The organism is Bacteroidota bacterium, from assembly GCA_019637975.1.
Lineage (GTDB): Bacteria > Bacteroidota > Ignavibacteria > UBA10030 > UBA6906 > CAADGV01.
Genome location: JAHBUR010000004.1, coordinates 87,727 through 102,059 on the forward strand (window position 1 = coordinate 87,727; position 14,333 = coordinate 102,059).

Sequence of the window (14,333 nt, forward strand, 5' to 3'; positions counted from 1 at the left end):
CGACCCTCTGAACAAACAACCTCCAAAGATTGTTGAAGATGAAGTGGACTGGCTGTCCCCTCGCCCGATTGCCGGGCAGCAACCGCCGCAATGCTACGAAAGATTGGGGTGAGTGTCAAGCGAGGAATCCCCACTCCCGATGCAGAAAAGCCGGATTTGTTCAGCATGGGAAATCGGTTGCAGATTTCAGTATCTACCCTCGGCATCTTCAGTTCAATTTCATTTGGTTGCCTTCATTTGTATATTCGAACAAGGATGTCCAGTATCCCAATGAGGTGTGGAGATGAGGTTTCCCTCCATCCGCGCAGTTCTCGCCCTTGCAGTCGATGCAGCACTTCTCGTTGCTTGCTTGATCCATATTCCCTATCTGTTGGACAGACCCCAACCGCCGTTCGCCCTGATGGACATCCATGATCGTGTTGTCGTAAAAAGAATTCTCGACGCATCAGCGTGTCCTGACGTGCGTGTCGGCGATACGCTGATGACATGGGGAACATACAACCTCACAAACAGACACGAGGTCGAATTTCTTTCCGACTTTGCGTCGATTGGCGAACGTGTTCAGGTCACAGTTGGGCGGGGAGGACAGACAGAAGAGAAAGCTGTTCAATTGGTTGAAACCCACGACACAGCATACATGCTGATCGTTTTATTTGTCGGCATCGTTGCGTGGGGAACAGGGGTGTTTGTGGTGATTCGTCGGCCTGCAGACCGGGCCGCATATCTGCTTCACTGGTCGATGGTGATGATGGGCGTGAGCGTGATGATCACGTGGGGCGGGACACCGCCGGGCGACGGCTGGGTGCACGCGAGCCGCGTACTGTTCTTCATCTCCTACGCCGGAACCGTGGCCACTTTTCTTCATTTCACGTTCGTGTTCCCACACCCGGCAGAAAGCGGCACGGGTCGCACTCTTGCGCTTTATCTTCCCCCGGCACTCCTTGCAACAGCAATGTCGTATTTCCACGTACTCGCCGTACACAGGAAGTCGCCGGAACTCTTCGCCACATATCATAGTGTCTTCGAGATCTTCGTGCTTGTCGCTTTCGTATATGTGTGCACAGGGATCGTCCGGTTTGTCCGGGCGTTTCTCGGGTCAACATCGCCGGAGGAACGGAAGAAGCTCACGTGGGTGTTGTGGGGACTTTCCCTCGGCCCGACGCCCTTCTTTCTCTTCACCCTCATTCCGCAGTATCATCTGGGAACAGGCTTTCTTCCGGAACAGTACACCTTGTTGTTTCTCGTTCTTATTCCCGTTGCATTCGGCATCTCCTTCTACAAATATCAGCTGCTGGATGTTCAAGTAATTGTCAACAGGACGACGGTGTACGGCATTGTTCTGGGTCTCGTGATCGGAATCTACATGATGCTGGTGGCAACTCTCGCCTTCCTTGCAGAGCGATACACGACCGAGATGTCCGTCGCCGCCGCCATAGTCGTTGCCCTGCTCTTCGAGCCTGTGCGGCGTCGCGTCCACCATATTGTCGACAAGCGGTTCTTTCGCGTTCGCTACAATTTCCGCGAAGCGTTGAGCCGCATTTCCCGCGATCTCAATCTATGTGTTGATGCGAAACAGCTTGCAGAGATTCTCATCGCCAGAATGGACGACCTCATCCCCGTTGAGCGTACAGGCATTTTTCTTCTCCGTCAACCTGAAAACCGTCTGTACGTCCTTTCGCACAAGGGCTTCGGTTTTCTCGAACGGCGAACCGTCCAATTCCGACCGGAGAACATCCGTACGCCCCTGTTACTGCCGATTGCGCTCAACGGATGCGTGGAGGATGGCGTGGCGTACGAAACCGCCGATCAGGATGTGTTTGCACGGTGGGGAATATCCCTCGTGATTCCGATGCGTTCGGCAACAGGTGCCTTCACGGGCTTCATGGTGCATGGCTCAAGAAAGTCCGGCGAGAAATTCAGCCGCGAGGATATCGACCTGCTCGTGAACCTCGCCGCAAGGGCGGGATCGGAGTTCGAACGCATTGCTCTTCAACGCAAACTCATCGAAGAGCAGGAGGAGAAGCAACGGCTGGAAGACGTGAACCGGATGAAGTCGGAATTTGTATCAAACGTTTCGCATGAGCTCCGCACGCCGTTGACATCCATCAAGCTGTACGCCGAAATGCTCGGCGCGGGACGACACTCCACCCTCCGGCTTCAGCAATATGCGGCAACAATCGTCGGCGAGGCAGACAGGCTCGACCGTATGGTAACGAATGTGCTCGATACATCGAGAATCGAGAGAGGAGAAAAACACTATACCTTTGCGAAGACGGATTTGAGAGAAATTGTCGGGGAGGTTCTTCAAACGATGAAGTTCCAATTGCACAAACACGGCTTCACCGTTCTCTACAACAAGCCGGCCAGGCGTATGCTTATCAGCGCCGATCGCGATGCGGCGGTGCAAGCCCTGATGAATCTTGTCGAAAACGCCATCAAGTATTCCGGCCCGAGAAAATGGCTTCGCATCTCGTTGACGCGTGAACGCGGGTACGCTGTATGCTCTGTTCGTGACAAAGGCATCGGAGTTCCACCGGAACACATTCCAAAACTGTTCGAGCGGTTCTACCGCGATCCTTCTTCACGCGACTCGGTACCGGGTATAGGACTGGGGTTGGGATTGGTCCGGAGCATCATGGATGCACACAGGGGAAAAATCGAGGTTACCGGGTCGCCGGGTGGAGGAAGCACATTTGCACTCCGGTTTCCTGCCATCGTAACGCGAACTCACAAAAGGTCGGCCAAATGAAAACGATTCTCATTGTTGAAGATGATGCGTCAATACGCAAAGGGTTGGAGGATGCTCTTACCGCAGAGCATTTTACTGTTGTGTCGGCAACCGACGGCGTGAAGGGCTACACCATGGCGAAGCGTGAGAATATCGATCTGATCATTCTTGATTTGATGTTACCGGAGAAGAACGGACAAGAGGTATGTCGCGACCTGCGAAAGGAAGGCATCAACACGCCGATTATCATGCTTACGAGCAAAAAGCAGGAAATGGACAAGGTGCTGGGATTCGAATTGGGAGCCGATGACTACGTCACGAAACCGTTCAGCATTCGTGAACTCATTGCCCGCATTCATGCGCTTCTACGCCGGAAGTGGGAACTCAAGAAAGATATTGATGAATATGCCTTCGGAAGCGTGGAGATCGATTTCAAGAAGCAGGAGGCGACAAAGAACAGCAAATCGATAAAGTTCTCCGCACGGGAATTCGAAATACTGAAGTACTTCATACAACATGAAGGAGAAGTTGTTACCCGTGAAATGTTGCTCAATGATGTATGGGGGTACGAGAACTACCCGACAACCCGCACGATCGACAACTTCATTCTTTCTCTCAGAAAGAAAATCGAGGACAATCACTCCAAGCCGAGACATCTGCTGACCATCCACACGTCGGGCTACAAGTTTGTGAAGTGAGTGTGCGGCCATCCAGGGACTCAACCGCCAATTCACATCATACCGCCTGCCTCCGCAGAACACAGGATGCCGGAGTGTTGTGTGGGATGGAAAGAATGATGCACGCGTGCTGCTCCCTAGCAGTACTTATATCTCCCGTCTTACTACACCGGGCGGGAGTATTCAGCCGCAAGTTGATTATGATGAAGGAAGGATGAATGCAGTCGAGGCCGGGTTGAATTAACTCGGCCTCATCGATAACACCGGAATCCGTTTCATGAACAAAGAGAGGGTCTTTTGTTCATATTGCGATCTCCAGAGTCAACATCACTATGTCACCATTCTCTAAATTCTCTTTGTTTCGAACTTCGGCTTTCACGGGCAGAACATAGGAATTTGACTTTTGGTCGGGAAAAATGGAGGTCTTCCACGTAGTTCTGCCAATCGATGCTATTACCCGCAACGCCCCCCATCCCCGCCTTGTGCCTTGAGATAAGGTCTTGACTGCCTTTGCGTGCTTGAGGGGAAGAGTGATGAAATGCCACGCCCCCGGCCCATGATACAGCCACAGTGCGGATCGGAATTTCAGAGTCACAGAAGATCGCCTTACTCTACAATCTGGAAAATCTCCCGACGTCCGGTCAAGTACAATTCTGTGTACTTCGACAATTCCTCCGCCACTTTGGGGTCCATATTCGGGTCGGGCTTGCCCGACTTGTACTCTTCCATCATCTTCTCAAAGTCGGCAAGACTCTTCGCCTGCATTTCCATCACCACGGTGTTATAGTCTCCAACCATGTCTGTCATAACGCGCACGTTGGAATCGGCAGCAAATGCCTTCTTGAACAACTTCGCCATCTTCGATGCCTGTCCCGGCTTCGCAGTAAATACTTCACGAATGATGATCATGGTGGAACCTCCTGTTATGAATTATTCAGTTACTTCCCCTCATACGCTTTTTGAAGAGCAGCAATATCGAACTTCTTCATCTGTAGAAACGCATTGGTGACTCTACCGGCTTTCGACTTGTCCGGATCCTGCAACATCTTTTGAAGAATCTCCGGCACAACCTGCCATGATACGCCGAACTTATCCTTCAGCCAACCGCATTGTTGCGCTTTTTCATCCCCGCCTCTTGAGAGGTGTTCCCAAAAGTAATCCACCTGTTCCTGTGATTCACAAGGCACAACAAACGAAATCCCTTCGTTGAATGCAAACGCGTGTTCCAATCCGCTATCCATCGCCATAAAGACGTTGCCGTCGAGCGTGAACTGCGCGTGTTTGACTGTTCCCTCTTTTTCTCCCTCGTTCGCGCCGTAGCGGAGCATACCCGCAATGCTTGAATTCTTAAAGATGGAAGTGTACAGCCTCACCGCCTCTTCCGCACGGCCGTGTTGCGACCCGACGAACAACAGCGACGGCGTGATCGTCTGACCGACATCCGCTTTCTTTCCCAGACTCACCTGCCAAGATACGCCGAACCTGTCCTGCACCCAGCCGTACTTCTCGCTCCAATCATACTTCTGAAGTTCCATCATCACAGCCCCGCCTTCTGCAAGTTTCTCCCACAAGGCATCCACTTCCGCTTCCGATTCGGAGATGACGAAGAAGGAGACGGAGGGATTGATTTTGAAATGCGGCCCGCCATTCAGCGCAGCAAATGATTGTCCCTCAAGCTGAAATTCCACAGTCATCGCCGAGCCTTCAGGCCTTTTGTGAATTTCATAGCCTTCCTTGCCATAGCGGGAAATCCTACCGAGTTTGGAATTCTTGAAGATAGATGTGTAGAATGTCGCTGCTTCTTCAGCCTGCGTGTCGAACCACAGAAACGGGGTAATTCTCGTCATGGAATCTCCTTTCAACATTGGTGTTTGCGACTGCAAAGATGTTGCTGATGTGCAGAGGATGAGAACCACTGCTGTACGCAAAAGGGATGTGTTCATTTGCGGGATCCTACTATTATCGGGCATCGGAATGACTTCGTTTCGCCGGCCGGCTTTCCATCAAGACAAGAAGTTTCGTGGTTGTATTCCAATTGCGTATCGTCATGTCCTGGTAGATAGGAAGCGAGATTATCTTCGTCAACCTGCTTTGTGAAGCCCTTGCGATGAGTCGTGAGAAGTAAAGAACGTCCCGGCCTTCAAACGCACAGTCAACTCCTTCTTTGATCGTGATACTCTCCATCGCCACTTTTGCCGTCAACGGCTTCATCAGAAAGATCACGTCATATCTGTATTTTGCCGGCTCGCTCCCGAATCCGTTAGGCGCATCCTGCACGGCACGACCGAATTTTTTGTGCGGCACGATCAGGACGCGGGAGTTGTACCGAAATGTGGCGGACAAGACTCTTTCGATCTTGCTTGTCAGTTTTGCTTCGTTCTTCCCGCCCGAACCGAATATCACATTGCCGCTTTGAATGTACGTCAGAACATCGGCAAAGCCCATCTCCTCAAAGCATGACTTCAAGTCCGCCATCTTAATGATATTGTTGCCGCCGACATTGATGCCGCGCAGCAGGGCGACGTATTGTTGAGTTGGCATACTTCCGACCAACCCGGCTATTGTTCCGCCAACACTTTGAGTTTCTGCAAAGCCTGCGGCCATGTATTCGTAAACATCTCCTCATATTCCTTCACTGAATCCATTTCCACCAACACTTCTGTCTTCCCTCCCGACTCTTTGAAAGTGTAGTTCTCATGCGCGCCGGCCCAGGCATTAACGGCCTCACTTGATGTGTCTTCTTTTCCGTTCTCGACAACTCCAAGATGTTCGATGGAGATGAATTCGTAGGGACGGTTTTCTTTGATTCTGCTGACCATTCCGGACACGCCGCCGTCTTGGCTCGGACCAAGAAAGAGAATTTTGCTTCCCGTGTTCCAATTGCCGACGTAATGGGAACCCGGCGAGAATACATCCGTCCATGCCCGGTACGATTCGTCGCCGAGCATGGTGTTCCAGACTTTCTCTTTCGGGGCGTTGATGGTGATTGAAAAGTTTAGCTTTTCCAATGTATCCTCCTACTTCTTCTGGTTGGTATCGTAATTGATCATCCACTGGATGCCGAACTTGTCCCGCAACGAGCCATAGTAGCCCCCCCAGAACATATCCTGCATCGGCATTTCGACAGTGCCTCCGGCCGAGAGACCGTTGAAAAGCTTGTCCGCCTCCGTTCTGCTGTCCGGCTGTATAGTGATATAGAAATTGTTGCCGGGAATCAACTTCTGTCCCATGCTGTCAAGCGCATCGGTGGCCATCAGGACATTCTCTTTGCCGATTGGCAATGCAATGTGCATGACTTTGTCTTTTTCATTGTCAGGAATGTTTCCTGCCTCAGGCGGCACATCTCTGAAACGTTGCAAGGCCAGAAACTCTCCGCCGAATACCGACTTGTAGAAATTGAACACCTCTTCGGTATTACCCGCAAAGTTGAGATAGGGGTTGAGTGAAGGCATTATTGGAACTCCTTATGATTGGTCTGTGAATGCGTTACTTGATTCCTCTCGAACACTCTTCTGTCGGTGCTTCAAGTCCCGGCGATCCTCTCTTTAGACCCGCAACAAACCCCGGAACCCTCTCGCTGCATAGTAGGATTCCGCGCCGTTGTGATACACGAAAACATGACCGTAGCGACAATCGCAGAAGAGGGCGCCGCCAAGTCTTCTTATATCGGCCGGTGTTTTCACCCAGCTCGACGTTTTCGTATCGAAACTCCCAAGTCTCTGCAGATCCCGATACTGTTCTTCTGTCAGAAGCTCAATGCCCATCGCAGCTGCCATATCAATCGCGCTGTTTTTTGGTTTATGTTCTTTCCGTGACTCCAGAGCCTCGCCGTCGTAACAAAGACTTCTGCGGCCTGTCGGACTCTCCGCCGAACAATCACAGAACATGTATTCGCCTGTCTTTTTATCATGCCCGACAACATCCGGCTCACCGCCGGTTCTCTCCATTTCATTGAGTGACCAGAGGTTTTTGCTACCCTCAAGTCTTGCCTGTACGTTGGCCCATTCAAGACTCTTATGGCGGCTTCTCTTCTTCTCAAAACGGGCTTTCAAAACGGCGAGGAGTTCTCGACGTTGTGCAGGCGACAACTTCTTTGTATTGCTGTTGTGCATATTGTTCTTGCTTTCAGATTTCGAGTGTGGAGTTCATGCCAAGTGTTCGTTCTTCGTGGCATGCGCCGGTTTCTTCCGTATTGTTGTGTTACTTCGATGCAGACCGCCGTCGCTCACTCTCGGTCACCATTTCCGATAAATCAACTGCGGGTCGTATCTCGAACGGCCCCGCCTTTACACCCGGATGCTTCGACATAAGTTCGACGGCGTGGTTCATGTCCCTCGCTTCAAGAATCAAAATGCCGCCTAATTGTTCCTTGGTCTCGGCAAACGGGCCATCAGTCACCGAAACCTTGCCGCCTTTGTACCGCAACGTTTTGGCGATCCGGGCATTGTCGAGCGCTTCGCCACCTGCAAAATGCCCGTTACTCCGAAGAATGTTGTCGTAAGCAAAACACTCGTCCATCATGCTGTTTTGCTCGTTTTGTGAAGTGGATTCCCAGCTATCCTGGTCGATGTAGCCAAGGCAAATGAATTTCATGATTTCATTTCCTTTTGTTTTTCGAGTTGAGCTTCGACTGTTGGATTGTTGGCCGCTTTCTGCACATCCTCCGGGAAGTCTTCCATCTCAAAAATCTGCCGTACCTCGATGACGTCGCCGCGGTCGGCAGGAATCTGCTTCGCCCATTCGATAGCCTCTTCTTTCGATTTCACATTAATCAGCCAGTAACCGCCGACTACTTCTTTTGTTTCAACGAAGGGGCCGTCGGTTACCTTCGGTTTTCCGTTGGCAAACGAGACACGGAAACCGTTGGCAACCGGGTGAAGTCCATCGAGGGCAAGCAAAACTCCGGCTTTTGCCAGTTCCTCGTTGTATTTCATCATGCGTTCAACGGCATCTGCAGGCGGGGCAAATCCCGGACCCGGCTTCTCCGACTCCGGAATACCGGGTTGATAAACTCTCGGAATCATCATCATCATGAAGCGCATATCGTACCTCCTTACAGTAGTATGTTGATGTGTGAACTTCTTTTCGAATTCACCAGATAGTCGATTGACGTAGCGGGAAATCGACATCCCTGATTCAACTGTACCGTCGTTCCTCGGGCAATCCCTCTTCGATGGGCCTCACTTCAATACTGCCAAACCGTGCCGAGGGCCACTTCACTGCAACCTGAATCGCTTCGTTCAGATCCCTCGCGTTAATCAGAAAGAATCCCCCTAATGTCTCTTTCGTTTCGGCGAAGGGGCCGTCGGTAATCGACACTTTGCCGCCGCGGACGCGAACAGTCGAGGCGAGCTTCACACTTTGCAGTGGCTCGGCGGTGATAAGACGGCCGTTGTTCTTAAGATCGTTCACGTAGTCAAGCGTTTCCTTTCTCAAGACTTCCCACTCAGTTTTCGTGAGGGAGTTGAGAATGCCTTCCTCTTCGTACGCCAGACAAATGTACTTCATGAGTTCTCCTTCAGAAATAGAAAGCCGTTTGCACCAGTTAGTCGATTCGCGGACGGCGGAATCGCATCGTGCAGAAATTTGGTAAAACAGTCTACTGCCTCTTCTCGCCGGGCAAGCCCGGAATCTCCAGCACAGGACGAATTTCTATCGTTCCGAGAGTCGCAACGGGAATTCGGGTCGCAATTCCGATTGCTTCGTCTAAGTCGTTGGCATCTATGAGATAATAGCCGCCGAGTTGTTCGTGCGTCTCGGCAAAGGGCCCGTCGGTTACAAGTGTTTTGCCATTGCGCACCCGGACACTCGTCGCTGTGTCAACCAATTGCAGCGGACTTGCGTCGACGAACTTGCCTTCCGCCGCAAGGTCACAAGAGAGCCGGGCGGAATCAACATAGCACCGATCCCGCTCGGAGTCGCTCATTTCCTTTTCGCTGTAATACACCAGCAGCATGTATTTCATAGGTATTCTCTCCCTTTCAACTTGTAGTCGATTGGCACAGGCTGAAATCGACAGGGGGGGGAACCAGAAGATTCCTCCCTTCACATCACGCCAAATCATGTAGTCTTCTCTCCAAAAACCTTCGCTCCGGCTCAAGCTTCGTAAGTGCAAGCGCCCGCTCGTACGACTCCCTCGCCTCGGCAAAGCGTCCCATTCTTCGGCACAAATCCGCACGGGCGGAATGTGCAAGATGATAGTCGGATAGCTCGCCGCGGGCAAGAATGCCGTCAATAAGCTGCAACCCGGCTTCGGCGCTGTCACTCAGCGCAACGGCAACGGCGCGGTTCAACTCGACAACGGGCGAAGGGGCAACCTGCAGCAACACATCGTACAACGCAACAATCTGTGCCCAATCTGTTGCGGCCGCGGCGGGCGCTTCGGCATGAACGGCGGCAATTGCCGCCTGCACTGTGTAGGCTCCGAAGCTCTGCGAAGCAAGGGCTCGCCTCACGAGTTGCGTTCCCTCACGAATCATCTCCTGATTCCAGAGGGAACGATCCTGATCCTCCAACAAAACAAGATCGCCTTCAGCAGACGAACGGGCAGCCCTCCTTGACTCTTGCAAGAGCATCAATGCAACCAGCCCCCTCACTTCCGGCTCGAACGGTGCCGCTTGCGGATTGGCAGGCAGCAACTCCAGCAGCAATCTGCCAAGCCTGATTGCCTCGCCCGACAAATCGGCCCGCGTCAGCGAGTCGCCCGACGATGCCGAATAGCCTTCATTGAACACAAGATAGATGACATGGAGAACGGCTTCGAGACGTCCCGGCAGATCATCGTGTGAAGGGATTTTGTACGGAATTCCCGCATCACGGATTTTTGCCTTTGCGCGGACAATGCGTTGCGCAAGAGTTGAGGGAGTTGTCAGAAACGCCCTGGCGATTTCTTCGGTGGTAAGTCCGCACACCTCGCGAAGCGTCAATGCGATGCGCGCATCCGGCGCAAGGGCCGGATGGCAGCAGGTGAAGATCAGTCGCAGTTCGTCGTCTTTAACGGCACGGTCGGCGAACTCGGCGGGATCGCCGTTGTCCGCCTCAAGGTGTTCAATGATTTCCGCCCCGGACTCGTCTATCCGCGATCGCCGCCGCATGACGTCAATCCCCTTGAAGCGCCCTGCGGAAACAAGCCATGCCCGGGGGTTGGCGGGAATGCCCTCTTCTGCCCATTTCTCCATTGCAGCGGCAAAGGCATCGTGCATTGCCTCTTCGGCAAGATCAAAATCTCCGAGAAGACGAATCAGCGTTGAGAGAATGCGGCGCGATTCAGTCCGATAGAGTTCGTCGATTGTTCCGCGAACATTGATGTTCGACGCTTCATTCATTCTTCAACCTCATCCTCCCTCTGTCACATACGGGATAGAGATCCCGCCGGGAGAGGCGAGTACAAACGAGACTAAAACGGACGAAACAGGTTTGCGCATATGGGGCTGATTGACTTTTGTGCGACAGAGACGGGAACTAAAAACGGAAATATCGGGTGGAAAAACAAGCGCCTGAAGCTCTCATCTACAAAAGGAAAATGCCATCCGGCAACTATCGATGGCATTTTCGAGATGCACACTGAACCACGCCGAGTTAGAATCGGAGCGCAACACCAATCTGGATTGTCATAATATCGGTATGGGATTTCAGAACATCGTACTTGACCTGGCCATTTTCACGGCGAATAGAGCCTTGCTTCAAATACTCGGCCTCGCCTCCTTTGATATAGCGGCCGCGGAAATCAAGCAACACTTCGTTGAGTCCCGATCCTTCATGCTCCGAAGAGTAAAGCTGGATCATCAAGCCGCCGCCGCCGCCGTAGCTGAAGGCAATATCGTCCTTGTTGTTGGAACTGGCAACTTCCTCGCCGCCCCGTCCCCGATTCTGGATTTCGGTTTGCGTGTACAGATAATTGATTCCGGCCACGCCTTCAAGGTACGGGCGGATGCTTCCCTGGTTCGGTTGAAGTCTGAACACGCCGTGAATGAGAGCGAAATTATTCGACGTTTCGACATCAACCATCACATCCGGAATTGTGCTGCTGAACGGCTCCCGCCTGCGTTCAGTGCCGTACCGCATGAATCCCGCTTCGACACCCACCATGAAAATTGAGCTGACGGGCGCAATGCCGATACTTGCCGAAAGGCCGTAGCCGTTTTTGTCAACATTCGATTTGAAATCGCCCATCGGTACGCCGACGAGGAAATTCAGTCCGCCAAGCGCATTTTGTGCGAATGCAGCCGGTTGCGCAGCTATCCCGAACAACAAAATCACACTCACTGCAAAAAGTATTCTCTTCATAAACTCAATCCTGAAGTTAATAGATCGGGAAAATCAAAACACTCGCTGGAAACATCTCCATTCAACGTTGCCGAAACGAAAACAGCAAAGTCCCGTACTTATACGTATCCGGCGGCAAAAAGATTCCTACATAGAAATGCGGGTGGGAAGACCAATGCCGTCAGGGAGACTGTTGCTTATGGTTTGTTGACAAATCCCAAGGAAGTATGGTATATTTGGAATGAAATGAGAATGGAGGCCGATTATGAAACGCCTCGAATGTGCAGTACTCGTGTGTGCGGTTATGTTGTGGGGATGCACGCACACACGCCCTCTTGACGTTCCGCATCCTGAACTTGTACGTATTTCTTCCCTTCCGTCGTTCTCATCATTTATATACAAGGATAAACTCACACTAAGCGTGTTGTTTCGTGTTGTTGAGGACGGAACAATTGCGGAAGTGAAAATGTTGGGATCGAGCGGCGATCCGCGATGGGACGCCGTTGCAATTGATTCGATGAAGCACTGGCGGTTTCATCCTCTCGCCGGTGAGTGCCCGCCCGACGGCATCTGGGTTCGCAATGCTCTCGTGGTTCAGGTTGAAGAACAGGTTGTCATGGCGCTGGCCGGCCTGACAGCGCCGGATGAACGCGGAGCCGATTCGTTGTATGCACTGCTTGAGCAGGGAGTTCCGTTTGAAGCTCTCGCCCGGGATGAGGGAGAGACACCGGGGTTCAGCGCCCCGGCATCAAGAAACATTGCACAGTTCCCGCGAAAAGTGCGGGATGAAGTCCGTAAGTTGCGCGTAGGCAATTTCACCAAGCCAATCCGCGTCGGCGAACGGTATGTTATTTATCAACGGTTCGAACAGAATTCGGGGCAGTCGATAGTTCAGTAGAGCGGGTACCCTACGGAAATGGAAAAGCTCCCTGAATAGGGAGCCTTTCCAACATCCGGAAATCAACATCAATCCGGCAGCTTCAGTTTCTTCAGCTTCGGCTTGATCACGAACTGGCAGTAGGGTTGGAATTTGTTGTCGTTGTAGTAATTCTTGTGATACTCTTCCGCTTCGTAGAATCTGGTCAACGGCTGAAGCTCGGTAACAATGGGAGTATCGAAATCTTTCTGTGCTCCCTTTCTTGATTTGCCGGCAATCGCCTTCTGCGTTTCGTCGTGGTAGAAGATGACAGAGCGGTATTGCGTTCCGACATCGGCGCCTTGCCGGTTCAATATTGTCGGGTCATGCGCCTGCCAGAAGATATCGAGAATTCTTTCGTAACTCACTTTCGCCGGATCGAAGGTAATCTGTGCAACTTCCGCGTGGCCGGTTTTGCCGGTTGTGACTTCCTTGTAGGTCGGGTTTTCCTTCTGCCCGCCCGCATATCCCGGAAGAACCGACGTTACGCCGTCGATCCGCTGAAACACCGCTTCAACACACCAGAAACAGCCGGCACCCAATGTCGCCTTTTCCAAAAGACGTGACTCCTTTCCTTTCTGACCTCCTCCTCCGAGAAGCATCAGGACAATCAAGAATGTATTCATGCATCCTCCTTCCGCCACAATCTAACAAACAAACATCACAAATCGTTCACGTCTATCTGATTCTTCCGACAAATACATCCGGCTCGCGGCGGCTTGCAGCAAACAGTTTGACGAGAACCAATCCGGCAATGAAGCCGCCGATATGCGCTGCATACGCAACACCTCCTCCGTGCGAACCAATTGCGCCCGCGCCGCTGATCACCTGGAAGAGAAACCACAACCCGATAGCAATGATAGCGGGAACCTCCGTCAGCATGTTGAACATGATAACGCGAACGCGCTTGCGCGGAAACAACAGGAGATATCCGCCCAGCACGCCCGATATAGCCCCTGATGCCCCGACCATGGGGATATACGGATTGCCGCCGAAGGCAACCGTCGAGAACACATGCGCAAGCGCCGCAAGCACGCCGACGACGATATAAAACATGAAATACCGCGCATGCCCGAGGCGATCCTCGATATTGTCGCCGAATATCCAGAGGTATAACATGTTGCCTGCTATATGCATGAACCCGCCGTGCATGAACATGGATGTTAGAAGAGTGAGGTAGATGGAAATCGGCGTCGGCTGCAGGTCGAGGTGGCCCAATTCTTCTCCTGTTTGTATGTCCTTCAGCAGGACAGGTGTGTCGATGTCGGTTCCCGTCAGAATCTCTTGCGGCACGGCGGCGTACGCATACGTGAACTCTGTATTCGAACCGAGCCCTTGAAGAAACACGAACACGACGACGTTTATAACGATGAATGCAATATTGACAACCGGAAGAATCCGGCGGTCAGTGTTGTCATCTCCGATAGGGAGTATCACGGCAATCCTCCTTAGGTAAAATTGCGAACAGGTTCCGGGCATACTCTATGACGATTGTCGTAGAGGGATGATCGTTCAACAATTGATAGATGTGCCCGCGATCATTTTCGTCGTTCACGATTAGCGACACGTGAAGGGACACGTACTTTCCTGCGCGCTTGGCTTCGAAAACACAATCTCATAGGAGCGCTCATGCAACACTTCCCCGATTGCAGTTCGTACGTTGTGCTCGTTCAGTCCGATTGCAGCGTACGTCCATTGATGAGGATCGATGAGTGAGAGTTCATCGTTGCTGTTTTTCACTCTTCTT

At 52.0% G+C, this 14,333-nt stretch carries 20 protein-coding genes; 3 read left to right on the forward strand and 17 right to left on the reverse strand.

Features of this window, described 5'->3' with window-relative positions:
* Positions 1-283 precede the first annotated feature (283 nt).
* Complete coding sequence (locus KF749_03055; protein ID MBX2990127.1) at positions 284-2,749, forward strand: GAF domain-containing sensor histidine kinase; 2,466 nt, start codon at positions 284-286, stop codon at positions 2,747-2,749.
* Entirely contained in the window at positions 2,746-3,426 is a 681-nt protein-coding gene (locus KF749_03060) for a response regulator transcription factor (protein ID MBX2990128.1), read from the forward strand. The genes KF749_03055 and KF749_03060 overlap by 4 nt, the downstream gene beginning before the upstream one ends.
* 280 nt (positions 3,427-3,706) lie before the next feature.
* Here the strand turns inward: KF749_03060 and KF749_03065 are convergent, their stop codons facing one another.
* The 13 genes from KF749_03065 to KF749_03125 form a co-directional block, all read right to left on the reverse strand.
* Positions 3,707-4,057: a DUF1905 domain-containing protein gene (locus KF749_03065; protein ID MBX2990129.1), complete on the reverse strand. Its 351-nt coding sequence runs from the start codon at positions 4,055-4,057 to the stop codon at positions 3,707-3,709.
* The gene (locus KF749_03070) at positions 4,012-4,314 is read right to left on the reverse strand and encodes a hypothetical protein (protein MBX2990130.1); all 303 of its coding nucleotides are present in this window, start codon (positions 4,312-4,314) and stop codon (positions 4,012-4,014) included. The genes KF749_03065 and KF749_03070 overlap by 46 nt, the downstream gene beginning before the upstream one ends.
* Positions 4,315-4,343: 29 nt before the next feature.
* A complete protein-coding gene (locus KF749_03075) occupies positions 4,344-5,252 on the reverse strand; it encodes a VOC family protein (protein MBX2990131.1) in 909 nt (302 codons plus the stop codon).
* Between the two features lie 112 nt (positions 5,253-5,364).
* A complete protein-coding gene (locus KF749_03080) occupies positions 5,365-5,946 on the reverse strand; it encodes a DUF1697 domain-containing protein (GenBank protein ID MBX2990132.1) in 582 nt (193 codons plus the stop codon).
* Between the two features lie 17 nt (positions 5,947-5,963).
* Positions 5,964-6,413 (reverse strand): SRPBCC domain-containing protein, encoded by a 450-nt coding sequence (locus KF749_03085; GenBank protein MBX2990133.1) that lies wholly within the window; start codon positions 6,411-6,413, stop codon positions 5,964-5,966.
* A 9-nt stretch (positions 6,414-6,422) separates the two neighbouring features.
* Positions 6,423-6,857: a VOC family protein gene (locus KF749_03090; protein ID MBX2990134.1), complete on the reverse strand. Its 435-nt coding sequence runs from the start codon at positions 6,855-6,857 to the stop codon at positions 6,423-6,425.
* Positions 6,858-6,950: 93 nt separating this feature from the next.
* Entirely contained in the window at positions 6,951-7,517 is a 567-nt protein-coding gene (locus tag KF749_03095) for a DUF4256 domain-containing protein (protein MBX2990135.1), read from the reverse strand.
* Between the two features lie 88 nt (positions 7,518-7,605).
* Positions 7,606-7,998: a YciI family protein gene (locus KF749_03100; protein MBX2990136.1), complete on the reverse strand. Its 393-nt coding sequence runs from the start codon at positions 7,996-7,998 to the stop codon at positions 7,606-7,608.
* Positions 7,995-8,447: a YciI family protein gene (locus tag KF749_03105; protein ID MBX2990137.1), complete on the reverse strand. Its 453-nt coding sequence runs from the start codon at positions 8,445-8,447 to the stop codon at positions 7,995-7,997. Before KF749_03105 ends, KF749_03100 begins: the two co-directional genes overlap by 4 nt.
* Before the next feature lie 94 nt (positions 8,448-8,541).
* A complete protein-coding gene (locus tag KF749_03110; GenBank protein ID MBX2990138.1) occupies positions 8,542-8,913 on the reverse strand; it encodes a YciI family protein in 372 nt (123 codons plus the stop codon).
* Positions 8,914-9,004: 91 nt separating this feature from the next.
* The gene (locus KF749_03115) at positions 9,005-9,370 is read right to left on the reverse strand and encodes a YciI family protein (protein MBX2990139.1); all 366 of its coding nucleotides are present in this window, start codon (positions 9,368-9,370) and stop codon (positions 9,005-9,007) included.
* Between the two features lie 85 nt (positions 9,371-9,455).
* Entirely contained in the window at positions 9,456-10,730 is a 1,275-nt protein-coding gene (locus KF749_03120) for an RNA polymerase sigma factor (protein ID MBX2990140.1), read from the reverse strand.
* Between the two features lie 253 nt (positions 10,731-10,983).
* A complete protein-coding gene (locus tag KF749_03125; protein ID MBX2990141.1) occupies positions 10,984-11,691 on the reverse strand; it encodes an outer membrane beta-barrel protein in 708 nt (235 codons plus the stop codon).
* A gap of 244 nt (positions 11,692-11,935) precedes the next feature.
* Between KF749_03125 and KF749_03130 the strand changes: the two genes are divergently transcribed.
* A complete protein-coding gene (locus tag KF749_03130) occupies positions 11,936-12,568 on the forward strand; it encodes a hypothetical protein (GenBank protein MBX2990142.1) in 633 nt (210 codons plus the stop codon).
* 68 nt (positions 12,569-12,636) lie between these two features.
* On the opposite strand, the gene msrA is transcribed toward KF749_03130, so the two are convergent.
* Genes msrA through KF749_03150 form a run of 4 tightly spaced genes read right to left on the reverse strand, consistent with a single transcriptional unit; the run spans position 12,637 to position 14,326 of the window.
* Entirely contained in the window at positions 12,637-13,212 is a 576-nt protein-coding gene (gene msrA / locus KF749_03135; protein MBX2990143.1) for a peptide-methionine (S)-S-oxide reductase MsrA, read from the reverse strand.
* 52 nt (positions 13,213-13,264) lie between these two features.
* Positions 13,265-14,020: a rhomboid family intramembrane serine protease gene (locus KF749_03140; GenBank protein MBX2990144.1), complete on the reverse strand. Its 756-nt coding sequence runs from the start codon at positions 14,018-14,020 to the stop codon at positions 13,265-13,267.
* Positions 14,001-14,165 carry a hypothetical protein gene (locus KF749_03145; GenBank protein MBX2990145.1) on the reverse strand — a complete coding sequence of 55 codons (165 nt, stop codon included), beginning with the start codon at positions 14,163-14,165 and terminating at the stop codon, positions 14,001-14,003. The genes KF749_03140 and KF749_03145 overlap by 20 nt, the downstream gene beginning before the upstream one ends.
* Complete coding sequence (locus KF749_03150; protein ID MBX2990146.1) at positions 14,144-14,326, reverse strand: hypothetical protein; 183 nt, start codon at positions 14,324-14,326, stop codon at positions 14,144-14,146. Before KF749_03150 ends, KF749_03145 begins: the two co-directional genes overlap by 22 nt.
* Positions 14,327-14,333 lie beyond the last annotated feature (7 nt).

Coding starts and splice junctions, on each gene's coding strand:
- KF749_03080 (MBX2990132.1), bottom strand. CDS start 5,946: ATGCCAACTCAACAATACGTCGCCCTGCTGCGCGGCATCAATGTCGGC.
- KF749_03060 (MBX2990128.1), top strand. CDS start 2,746: ATGAAAACGATTCTCATTGTTGAAGATGATGCGTCAATACGCAAAGGG.
- KF749_03125 (MBX2990141.1), bottom strand. CDS start 11,691: ATGAAGAGAATACTTTTTGCAGTGAGTGTGATTTTGTTGTTCGGGATA.
- KF749_03055 (MBX2990127.1), top strand. CDS start 284: ATGAGGTTTCCCTCCATCCGCGCAGTTCTCGCCCTTGCAGTCGATGCA.
- KF749_03110 (MBX2990138.1), bottom strand. CDS start 8,913: ATGAAGTACATTTGTCTGGCGTACGAAGAGGAAGGCATTCTCAACTCC.
- KF749_03115 (MBX2990139.1), bottom strand. CDS start 9,370: ATGAAATACATGCTGCTGGTGTATTACAGCGAAAAGGAAATGAGCGAC.
- KF749_03100 (MBX2990136.1), bottom strand. CDS start 7,998: ATGAAATTCATTTGCCTTGGCTACATCGACCAGGATAGCTGGGAATCC.
- KF749_03130 (MBX2990142.1), top strand. CDS start 11,936: ATGAAACGCCTCGAATGTGCAGTACTCGTGTGTGCGGTTATGTTGTGG.
- KF749_03070 (MBX2990130.1), bottom strand. CDS start 4,314: ATGATCATCATTCGTGAAGTATTTACTGCGAAGCCGGGACAGGCATCG.
- msrA (MBX2990143.1), bottom strand. CDS start 13,212: ATGAATACATTCTTGATTGTCCTGATGCTTCTCGGAGGAGGAGGTCAG.
- KF749_03105 (MBX2990137.1), bottom strand. CDS start 8,447: ATGCGCTTCATGATGATGATGATTCCGAGAGTTTATCAACCCGGTATT.
- KF749_03075 (MBX2990131.1), bottom strand. CDS start 5,252: ATGACGAGAATTACCCCGTTTCTGTGGTTCGACACGCAGGCTGAAGAA.
- KF749_03120 (MBX2990140.1), bottom strand. CDS start 10,730: ATGAATGAAGCGTCGAACATCAATGTTCGCGGAACAATCGACGAACTC.
- KF749_03095 (MBX2990135.1), bottom strand. CDS start 7,517: ATGCACAACAGCAATACAAAGAAGTTGTCGCCTGCACAACGTCGAGAA.
- KF749_03090 (MBX2990134.1), bottom strand. CDS start 6,857: ATGCCTTCACTCAACCCCTATCTCAACTTTGCGGGTAATACCGAAGAG.